A 9,730-nucleotide genomic window follows, 5' to 3' on the forward strand; every position below is an offset into this window, starting at 1 on the left:
ACAATTACGGGCATGAGCCAGCAGGGGGAGAAGCCCACCGGTCACGAGGACGACTGGTGGGGCCAGTTGTACGACGCCTCCACCGAGGACACGGGGCCCGCGCCCGTGGCCGATTCCCTGGACGACCGGTTCGCGTCGGCGGCGGGGACGGTGGGCGGCGGGCCCGAGGGGGGTCCGGAATCCGGGTCGGATCCGAAGCCGGCCTCGGATCCGAGGTCCGCGTCGAGCCCGGGTCCATCGTCGGGGCGTGGATCCGTCCGGCCGCCCGACGCGGCCGGGCCCGACGGTCCGCCGCACCCGGAGCGGCCTCCCGCCGTGCCGGAGCCGTCCTCCCCCGGGGCGGGGAAGCAGCCGCCGCTCCTGCCGAGGCAGCCTCCCGCCGTATCGGGACGGCCCGGCGGCACCGCTGACCCGGTGCCCTGGCCCGGCGCGACCCCGCGCGACGAGGCGGCGTCACGACCCGGCCGATGGGAGCGTGGCCCGGTGCCGCCTCCCGGTCCCGACCTGGACCCGGCCGGCCGGAGCGGGCCCACCCGGCAGCCCGCCCCCTGGGAGCCCGCGCCCCCTGACCGCGCCCCCGACCCGGCCGCCCCCACGCCCTTCCCGCCCGGCCCGAAACCGCCGGGGTTCACCGCGCAGGAGCCCGGCCCGGACGCGCCCCGGGACACCCTGAGCGGCATGTCGCCGGGGCCGTCCGCCCCCCAGGTGCCCGCGTCGAGGGCGCCGTCGGACGTGCCGCCGAAACCCGTGTCGGCTCCCGCCGTCGCCCCGGGCGCGCCCCCCGCACCCGCGCTGCCCAGGACCACCGGCGGCTTCCGGCCCCCGCCTCCCGAGGCGGACCCCGAGGACCTGTCGCCCGGCGAGCCCCGGGAGACCGCCCTCTCCGTCGTCGAGCAGCCGCCCGCCGTCGACCACGTCGGCTCCGGCCCGCCCACCTACGACGCCGAACCGACCGCGCTCCCGCCCGCCGACCCTGACGAACTCGACGACCTGGTCGCCGACACCGTGCTGGACGGCGCACGGTACGGGACGAGCACCCTGCGGGCCGTGTCCGTGCGCGGGGACTCCGCGCGCTACCGGGGCGAACCGCGCAGGGACTCGCTGCTCACCGCCCGGTTCGGGGCGGGAGAGCAGGCGCTCGTGCTGGTCGCGATGGCGACCGGCGCCCGGGCCACGCCGGGCGCGCACCGGGCCGCGGCGGAGGCGTGTCAGTGGATCGCGCGGGCCGTCGGGCGCAGCCACGCGCGGCTGTCCGACGACATCCGGGCCGCCCGGCGCGGCGACCTGAAGTCGGGGCTGCACCGGCTCACCGACCGCAGTCTCGGCAAACTGCGGGCGAGCGCGGCGGAGCAGGGCGTCGAACCCGAGGAGTACACCGCCGGCCTGCGCTGCCTGCTGCTGCCCGCCGACCCGGAGTGCCGTACCCGGGTGTTCTTCGGTGTCGGCCCGGGCGGCCTGTTCCGGCTGCGGGACGGCGAGTGGCAGGACATCGAACCGCGGGTCGCCGACACCACCGGGGAGGCCGTGGTCGGCTTCGGATCGCTGCCCCACGAGACCCCCGAGGGCGACCGGCTCACCATGGACCTGAGCATCACGACGCCCCCGAGCCCGTACGAACCCGCCCCCAGGCCGCCGCGCGCCCCCTTCCGGTTCCGGGCCTCCGTCGCCCGCCCGGGTGACACGCTCCTGCTGTGCACGGGCGGCCTGGCGGAGCCGCTGCGCGGCGAGCCCGAGCTGGCCGAGTACCTGACGACACGGTGGTCGGCGGGGGAGCCGCCCGGCCTCGCCGCGTTCCTGGCGGACAGCCTGGTGCGGGTCAAGGGGTACGCCGACGACCGGACCGCCGCCGCCGTCTGGGAGGCGTAACCGCGCACCGTGTGAATTCATGGAAGCGAGGGATGGACCAGGGAACCAGGGGGACCCGAGACACCCGTGTGCTTCGAGGATCACGAAGAGGTGCGTGCAGCATGGCCAAGCAGAACGTCGCCGAGCAGTTCGTCGACATCCTCGTCCGCGCGGGCGTCAAGCGGCTGTACGGAGTCGTGGGCGACAGCCTCAACCCGGTCGTGGACGCGATCCGGCGCAACGCGGCCATCGACTGGATCCACGTCCGCCACGAGGAGACCGCCGCCTTCGCCGCGGGGGCCGAGGCCCAGATCACCGGGAAGCTCGCGGCCTGTGCCGGCTCCTGCGGTCCGGGCAACCTCCACCTGATCAACGGCCTGTACGACGCGCACCGCTCCATGGCCCCGGTGCTGGCCCTCGCCTCGCAGATCCCCTCCAGTGAGATCGGCCTCGGGTACTTCCAGGAGACCCATCCCGACCAGCTCTTCCGCGAGTGCAGCCACTACAGCGAACTCATCTCCAGCCCGAAGCAGATGCCGCGGCTGCTCCAGACCGCCATTCAGCACGCGGTGGGCCAGTCCGGCGTCAGCGTGGTCTCGCTGCCCGGCGACATCGCCGCCGAGCCCGCCCCGGACAAGGCGATCGAGACCGCCCTCGTCACCTCCCGGCCCAGCGTCCGGCCCGGCGACACCGAGATCGACAAGCTCGTCGCGATGATCGACGAGGCGGAGAAGGTCACCCTGTTCTGCGGCAGCGGCACGGCGGGCGCGCACGCCGAGGTCATGCAGTTCGCCGAGAAGATCAAGTCCCCGGTCGGGCACGCGTTGCGCGGCAAGGAGTGGATCCAGTACGACAACCCGTTCGACGTCGGCATGAGCGGGCTTCTCGGCTACGGCGCGGCGTACGAGGCGACCCACGAGTGTGATCTGCTCATCCTGCTGGGCACCGACTTCCCGTACAACGCCTTCCTCCCGGACGACGTCAAGATCGTCCAGGTCGACGTGCGGCCCGAGCACCTGGGGCGCAGGTCGAAGCTGGACCTGGCGGTGTGGGGCGATGTGTTGGAGACCCTGCGCTGTCTGATCCCGCGCGTGCGGCCCAAGGGGAACAGGCGCTTTCTCGACAAAATGCTGAAGAAACACGCGGACGCCCTCGAGGGGGTCGTCAAGGCGTACACCCGCAAGGTCGAGAAGCACGTTCCGATCCATCCCGAGTACGTCGCCTCCGTGCTCGACGAACTGGCCGACGAGGACGCGGTGTTCACGGTCGACACCGGGATGTGCAATGTCTGGGCGGCCCGCTACATCACGCCCAACGGCAGCCGCCGTGTGATCGGTTCGTTCTCGCACGGGTCGATGGCGAACGCGCTGCCGATGGCGATCGGCGCCCAGTTCACCGACCGGAGGCGGCAGGTCGTGTCGATGTCCGGCGACGGCGGATTCTCCATGCTGATGGGGGACTTCCTCACCCTCGTGCAGCACGACCTGCCGGTGAAGGTCGTCCTCTTCAACAACTCGTCCCTCAGCATGGTCGAACTGGAGATGCTCGTCGCCGGGCTGCCCTCCTACGGCACCACCAACAAGAACCCGGACTTCGCGGCGGTGGCCCGTGCGTGCGGCGCGTACGGCGTCCGGGTCGAGAAGCCCAAGCAGCTCGCCGGCGCCCTCAAGGACGCCTTCAGCCACAAGGGCCCGGCCCTCGTCGACGTCGTCACCGACCCGAACGCGCTCTCCATCCCGCCGAAGATCAGCGCGGACATGGTGACGGGCTTCGCGCTCTCGGCATCGAAGATCGTGCTGGACGGCGGCGTCGGGCGGATGGTGCAGATGGCCCGCTCCAACCTGCGCAACATGCCCCGTCCGTAGGGCCTTTCAGGCTTCCGCCGACTGCCTCCCGGACCTCGCTCCGTCAGTCCTGGAGCCGGGTCCAGCCGCGGTCGGCGTACCAGTAGTGCGGCAGGCCCTTGATGCTGCTGGTGCGGAACGGGATGCCGTGGTCGTCGATCCGCTCCGTGCCGGTGCGGCCCTGCGAGGACCAGTCGAGCTCCAGATACCAGCGGCAGTCGCAGGCGACGGTTCCGGCGTTGATCATGAGTACCTCGGGATCCTTCACGGACACCCGGTAGGGCATGCTGACCGGCGGAGTGCTCGTTCCGCTGTCGTCGCCCGGGACCGGGCGGGCGATGGGCCGGTCCATGTCCAGATCGACGGCGAACGAGCGGGGGCCGATGGCACCGCCGCAGCCCTGGCCCGTGGAGTAGGCGATGCCCTTCAGCGGGGCCGAGCGTCCGACGACGCGGACCCGCAGTGCCTCCAGGACGACGGCCGCGTCCGACCGCCCCTGCACGGTGATGTCCACGAGCGTCTCGCGGCCGTGCACCGCGTTCTGCGTCCGCGCCCACGGGGAGGCGTCCTGCGGGGCCGGGGGCGGCGGCACCTGCTCGGGCGCCTTGTCGATGACGTAGGTGTGATCGCAACCGACCGACCAGCGATGGGAGTTCGCGGTCCAGGTGAGGGGGGCGACGGCGGAACCGGCCGTGGGGGAGGGGCTCGTGGACGGACCTGGCGAGCCGTCGCCCGTGGCGGGTGCCTTGGGAGCGGGCGAGCCGGACGACCGCCCCGGCGCGATGGAGGGGGATGCCGACGGTGTCGGGGAGCCGTGCCGCGCGCCCGCCGTCCTCCCGGTCGGTGTGCCGGACGCCCGGTCGCCGCCGGTGGTCCCGGACCGGCCGGACGGCAGCGCGGACAGGCTGCCCAGGGTGGCGAGCAGCGCGGTCACGACAGCCGCGATGACCACGACGCGGCGCCTGTACCAGGGCGTTCGCGGCGCGGAGACTCCCGGTACTACATCGGCTGCCGCCCCGGCCACACCGGTGGTCCCCGGCGAGGCGCCGGGCGACGGTGGCGCGGGAAGCGCCCGCGCCACGGGCCGAGGCGTCCCGGGATCGGACTCGGAGGATGTGCCCGATGGCTCGACGGACGCCGAAGCCGGCTCAGAAGCGGACGCCGAAGCCGGCTCGGACGCCGAGGTCGACGCAGCCGCCGACCTCGGCGAAGGCGCCGTGGCCGACACCGGCGTAGGCGCGGGTGTGGCCGGAGGTGTCGGTGCGGAGGCGGCTCCAGGGGACGTCCGGGACCGCTGTCGTGCCGCCACCGCCAGGATCCACCGCCGGTGCAGCTCGACCCGTTCGGCCGGACTCGCCCCGCACATCGCGGCGAACCGCTCCACAGGAGCGAAGTCGAGGGGCACGGCATCCCCGGCGCAATACCGGTGCAACGTCGAGGTGTTCATGTTCAGCCGGCGCGCGAGCGCGCCGTAGCTGCGGTCCGTGCGCGCCTTCAGACGCCGCAGCAGCGCCGCGAACTCCTCCACGTCGTCCTGAGATGACACCGTTTCCCCCTGCTTCGCGTCCCAGGACGGCATCCCAGGCACTCCCTATAAGGGGAGGCGGGAAGGCCTGGGACGGTTCCACCGTTGCGGATCGGCTGTCGTCTGTTGTGCCCGGCTCGAGGCGCCGCAGATGCTCTTGGTGTCGCCGGAGCCGCACCCCCCACGCCCCACAGTGGCCGAGAGGGCCACCCGCACATGGCGACACACTTCCGGACCCATCGAAATCGGGGAAGCACACTGATGAACAGCAACACGACCGCCCGCAAGCACGGCCGCCGTACCGCCCTGATCGCCGGCCTCGTCGCCGCCGTGGCCCTGCCGCTCGGGCTCACCGCCTCGGCAGAGGCGACCACGGCAGGGACGGCCACAGGGGCAGCCGCGCAGCGGACTGTCAGCGGCAAGCACTCGGACAACGTGACCCGGATCGCCGACTTCTACGGCGCCTACATCGACGCCCGGAGCGACCCGGACCACGGCGGCAGGCTCGCCACCGAACTCCGGAAGTTCTACGTCCAGGCCGGCACACTGCGTGAGTTGACGGCCTGGGAGAACCGCAACCACGCGGACGGCGTCCTGCGTGCCCAGAACGTCCCGGTGAAGTGGACGGTCAAGGACGCCGGCGCGGCCGGCCACACGAAGGTCGGTGTCACCCTGACCTGGGGCGGTGGGCAGACCACCAAGCTCGTCGTCGGCCTGGACCGCAACCACAAGATCATCCGCATCGACGGCAACTGACCCCGTTCTCAGTGACCGGGGGCCGGGCACGCGAACCGTGAGCCCGGCCCCGGGACCCCGGCCGTCCTAGCGGGCCGGCCGCAGCCGCAGGGTGAGGATCTGGAACGGCCGCAGCTCGATCTCCGACGGGGCTTCGCGCAGCGGCCGTTCCAGCAGATCGGTCACCTCGGCCCGGGCGACGGGGAAGCTCGCGGTGACCTTCGCGCGGGCCCGCCCGCCCCGGGACTCGTACAGCCGCACCACCACATCGCCGCTGCGGTCCTCCGCGAGCTTGACCGACTCGACGGTGACGGCCGGGTCGTCGACGCTCACCAGCGGTTCGAGCGCCGGCACCGCGGCCCGGCGCAGCGGCAGATTGAGCGCGAGCCCCTCCGCCACGGCGTCCCCCACGTCCGCCCCCGGCAGCAGCGCGTACGTGAACCGGTGCGTGCCCAGATCGGTCTCCGGGTCCGGGCTGTGCGGGGCGCGCAGCAGGGTCAGCCGTACGGTGGTGCCGAGGCCCTCGGGATGCGGGGTACGGGTCACGTCATGGCCGTACGTCGAGTCGTTGAGCACCGCGACGCCGTACGACGCCTCCGCGACCCGCAGCCAGCGGTGGGCGCAGATCTCGAAACGGGCCGCGTCCCAGTCGGTGTTGGCGTGGGTGGGACGGTGGACGTGCCCGAACTGGATCTCGGCGGCGGACCGTTCGGCCTGGACGTCGAGTGGGAAGGCGGCCTTGAGGACCTTCTCCGACTCCTGCCAGTCGATGTCGGTCGCGATGTCCAGCCGGCGGCTCGCGGCCGTCAGCCGGATCTCCTGGGCGATCCGGGAGGAGCCGAAGACCCGGGTGACACGCACGGTCGCCCGCAGGGGCCCGTTCTCCACCAGTTCCACCGACTCCGCGGCCGTCAGGTCCGTGTGCGTACGCCGGTAGTGGCGGTCGATGTCCCAGGCGTCCCAGGCGTTGGGATGGTCGGGGTGGAGCTGGAGCAGATTGCCGGGACCGCACAGCACTTCCCGGCCGTGCGCGAGATCCCGTACGGAGGTGAGCAGCCCATCGCGGTCGATCCGCACCCGGAGCCGGTCGTTCTCCAACACGATGACACCGTCGGCCTGTTCGGTCCGCACACCTGGGCCGCCGCCGGTCCGTACGACGACGGCGCCGCCCAGCCCCGGCACCGTCACCAGCCCGTCCCCGACCACTTCGGTCCGCTCGTACGGCGAGGCGTTCAGCACCGCGGGCGAGCCGGACCCGAGAGCCCGCACCGCCTCCCCGGTGATCTCCTCCAGTTCCGCGAGCACCCGCGCGTACGTCTCCCGTGCCTCCCGGTGCACCCATGCGATCGACGAGCCGGGCAGGATGTCGTGGAACTGGTGCAGCAGCACCGTCTTCCAGAGCCGGTCGAGGGCGTCATGGGGATAGGCGTACGACGGATCGCGCACAGCGGCGGTGGCGCACCACAACTCGGCTTCGCGCAGCGCGTGTTCCGAGCGCCGGTTGCCCTGCTTGGTCTTGGCCTGCGTGGTGTAGGTGGCCCGGTGCAGCTCCAGATACAGCTCGCCCGACCACACCGGTGCGTGGACGCCGTACTCCTCCTCGGCGGCGGCGAAGAACGCCGACGGCCTCTCGACCTCGACGCGCGGCGAGCCCTCCAGGGACCGCAACCGCCTTGCCCGCTCCAGCATTTCGCGGGTCGGGCCGCCTCCGCCGTCACCCCAGCCGAACGGGACGAGTGAGCGGGTGGCCCGCCCCTTCTCCGCGAAGTTGCGTTCCGCGTGGGCGAGTTCGCGGCCGTGGAACTGGGAGTTGTAGGTGTCGACGGGCGGGAAGTGGGTGAAGACCCGGGTGCCGTCGATGCCCTCCCACCAGAAGGTGTGGTGCGGCATCTTGTTGGACTGGTTCCAGCTCAGCTTCTGGGTGAGGAACCAGCGGACTCCGGCGAGCTTCGCCAGCTGAGGGAAGGCGGCCGTGTAGCCGAAGGAGTCCGGCAGCCAGATCTCCTCGGTCTCGACGCCCAGCTTCTCCTGGAAGAACCGCTTCCCGTGCACGATCTGTCGGGCCAGCGCCTCACCGCCCGGCATGTTGGCGTCGGACTCCACCCACATCGAACCCACCGGCGCCCAATTGCCGTCCTCCACGGCCTTCTTGATGCGCTCCCAGATGTGCGGCTGGTGCTCCTCGACCCAGGCGTACTGCTGGGCCTGCGAGCAGGCGAAGACCAGTTCCGGGTAGTCGAGGGCCAGCGCCGTGACGTTGGCGAAGGTCCGGGACGCCTTGCGGACCGTCTCGCGCAGCGGCCACAGCCACGCCGAGTCGATGTGCGCGTGCCCGGTCCCCGAGACACGGTGCGCGCTCGCCGACGCGGGCCGCGACAGGACCTCCGCCAGCTCGGCCCGTGCCGCCGCCGCCGTGCCGGAGACATCGTGCAGATCGAGGGCGTCGAGCATGTTCTCCAGCGCGCGCAGGATCTCGTGCCGCCGAGGCCGCTGCGGGTCCAGCTCGTACATCAGCTCCGAGAGCACCTCGACGTCGAGGACCAGATGCCACACGTCCTCGTCGAGTACGGCGAGATCGGCAGCCGCGAATCGGTAGATCGGCCGATCGCCCGCGGTCAGTACGTCTCCCAGACGCGTGGGCTCGAAGCCGTGCAGGACGGCGGGGTTGGCCGCCGCCTCCAGCAGCAGATGCACCGCCTCGCCTCCCCTCGCCGGTGACCCGACGGTGAGGTGGCGGTTGCGCGGGTGGATGCCCTTGAGGGGGATGCCGGCGGCGTCGTACAGCAGCCCCTCCGCCTGGAAACCGGGTCCGTCCCCCGTGAACCCGGGGTCGATCACCACCTCCACCGGGCGGCCCGACCACTCCTCGGGCACTCGGCCCTCGATGCGGAACCAACTCGTCGACCAGGGCTTTCCCCAGACCGTGCCGGCCGTGAACGGCTCGTAGGAGGCCTGGAGCGCCTGGTCGACGGGCACCGGCTCGCCGGGCACATGCCACACGGACAGCGCCAGCGGCACCCGTTCCGCGTACTGAGCCGGGCGCAGGCACTGCCCCAGCGCGCGCTCCAGGCGCGCCTCCACCAGCGAACGGTCGTCGTGCACGGCGGCTCCTCGGTGCTCGGGCGGCACTGTCCCACCGTTCACTTCCCCGCGCGGCCGTCGCGCACCCGTGACCGTACGGGGGGTGGTTGACGATTCGACATGACTGTCACGTTCCCGATGGGGCATGGATCCCGTGAACGTGTTCGAGCAGGAGGGGACCCGACATCGGCACGCAGGCGGGGGTCATGAAGAGGCAGGCACCAGGAGGTGGTCCCATGGCCAGGGGGGCCTTCTCCACCGATCCAGTGGAGGAAGCGTCCGACGGGGCGACGGAACAGCCGGACGGCGCACAGCTCCGGCGCCGGCTGAGGAAGGCGGATCTACGGGCGGTGTCCGAGGCGCGCAAGGCGCTGAGGGAGCTCTTACGGCAGTGGGGGAAGCCGGAAGGGTCCGAGATAGCCGAGCTGCTGACCAGCGAGCTCGTCACCAACGCTCTGATCCACACCGACGACGACGCCGTCCTGACGGCGACCGTCGGACCGCGCGGACTGCGCGTGGAGGTCCGGGACTTCGTGGCACGCAGGCCCCGACTGTGCGTACCGAACGCCGACGACGGTACGCACGGCAGAGGTCTCGTTCTCGTCCAGTCCCTGGCGGACGCGTGGGGCGTACGGGCACACGGTGTGGGCAAGGCGGTGTGGTTCGAACTGAACGGCGGCGCGGTGTAGGAACACCGCGC

Annotated in this window: 7 protein-coding genes and 1 pseudogene; 4 read left to right on the top strand and 4 right to left on the bottom strand. The window is 72.3% G+C overall.

The annotated features are described in order from the left end of the window. The first annotated feature begins 12 nt into the window (after positions 1–12). Both ACWD68_RS20165 and ACWD68_RS20170 read left to right on the top strand, forming a co-directional pair. Complete coding sequence (locus tag ACWD68_RS20165) at positions 13–1,866, top strand: protein phosphatase 2C domain-containing protein (protein WP_451807776.1); 1,854 nt, start codon at positions 13–15, stop codon at positions 1,864–1,866. Positions 1,867–1,967: 101 nt separating this feature from the next. After that, positions 1,968–3,710 carry a pyruvate dehydrogenase gene (locus tag ACWD68_RS20170; protein ID WP_451807777.1) on the top strand — a complete coding sequence of 581 codons (1,743 nt, stop codon included), beginning with the start codon at positions 1,968–1,970 and terminating at the stop codon, positions 3,708–3,710. A 43-nt stretch (positions 3,711–3,753) separates the two neighbouring features. Here the strand turns inward: ACWD68_RS20170 and ACWD68_RS20175 are convergent, their stop codons facing one another. The 3 genes and pseudogenes from ACWD68_RS20175 to ACWD68_RS20185 all read right to left on the bottom strand — a co-directional run. Next, a complete protein-coding gene (locus ACWD68_RS20175; protein WP_451807788.1) occupies positions 3,754–4,641 on the bottom strand; it encodes a hypothetical protein in 888 nt (295 codons plus the stop codon). Between the two features lie 196 nt (positions 4,642–4,837). Beyond that, positions 4,838–5,011: a hypothetical protein gene (locus ACWD68_RS20180; protein WP_451807789.1), complete on the bottom strand. Its 174-nt coding sequence runs from the start codon at positions 5,009–5,011 to the stop codon at positions 4,838–4,840. A gap of 68 nt (positions 5,012–5,079) precedes the next feature. Continuing rightward, positions 5,080–5,268 (bottom strand): annotated as a pseudogene (locus ACWD68_RS20185) (helix-turn-helix domain-containing protein); the annotation flags it as partial. Between the two features lie 207 nt (positions 5,269–5,475). Between ACWD68_RS20185 and ACWD68_RS20190 the strand changes: the two are divergent. Then, positions 5,476–5,970, top strand: a complete 495-nt coding sequence (locus ACWD68_RS20190) for a hypothetical protein (protein ID WP_451807778.1) — start codon at positions 5,476–5,478, stop codon at positions 5,968–5,970. A 66-nt stretch (positions 5,971–6,036) separates the two neighbouring features. Here the strand turns inward: ACWD68_RS20190 and ACWD68_RS20195 are convergent, their stop codons facing one another. Beyond that, positions 6,037–9,051: an alpha-mannosidase gene (locus ACWD68_RS20195; protein ID WP_451807779.1), complete on the bottom strand. Its 3,015-nt coding sequence runs from the start codon at positions 9,049–9,051 to the stop codon at positions 6,037–6,039. 215 nt (positions 9,052–9,266) lie between these two features. Here ACWD68_RS20195 and ACWD68_RS20200 point away from each other — a divergent pair, with 215 nt between their 5' ends. After that, entirely contained in the window at positions 9,267–9,719 is a 453-nt protein-coding gene (locus ACWD68_RS20200) for an ATP-binding protein (RefSeq protein WP_451807780.1), read from the top strand. Positions 9,720–9,730 lie beyond the last annotated feature (11 nt).

The organism is Streptomyces sp. NPDC005141, assembly GCF_053599975.1.

What these genes read in the sequence shown, in the direction of transcription:
- ACWD68_RS20170 (WP_451807777.1), top strand. Translation starts at nt 1,968, where the DNA reads ATGGCCAAGCAGAACGTCGCCGAGCAGTTCGTCGACATCCTCGTCCGC.
- ACWD68_RS20190 (WP_451807778.1), top strand. Translation starts at nt 5,476, where the DNA reads ATGAACAGCAACACGACCGCCCGCAAGCACGGCCGCCGTACCGCCCTG.
- ACWD68_RS20165 (WP_451807776.1), top strand. Translation starts at nt 13, where the DNA reads ATGAGCCAGCAGGGGGAGAAGCCCACCGGTCACGAGGACGACTGGTGG.
- ACWD68_RS20200 (WP_451807780.1), top strand. Translation starts at nt 9,267, where the DNA reads ATGGCCAGGGGGGCCTTCTCCACCGATCCAGTGGAGGAAGCGTCCGAC.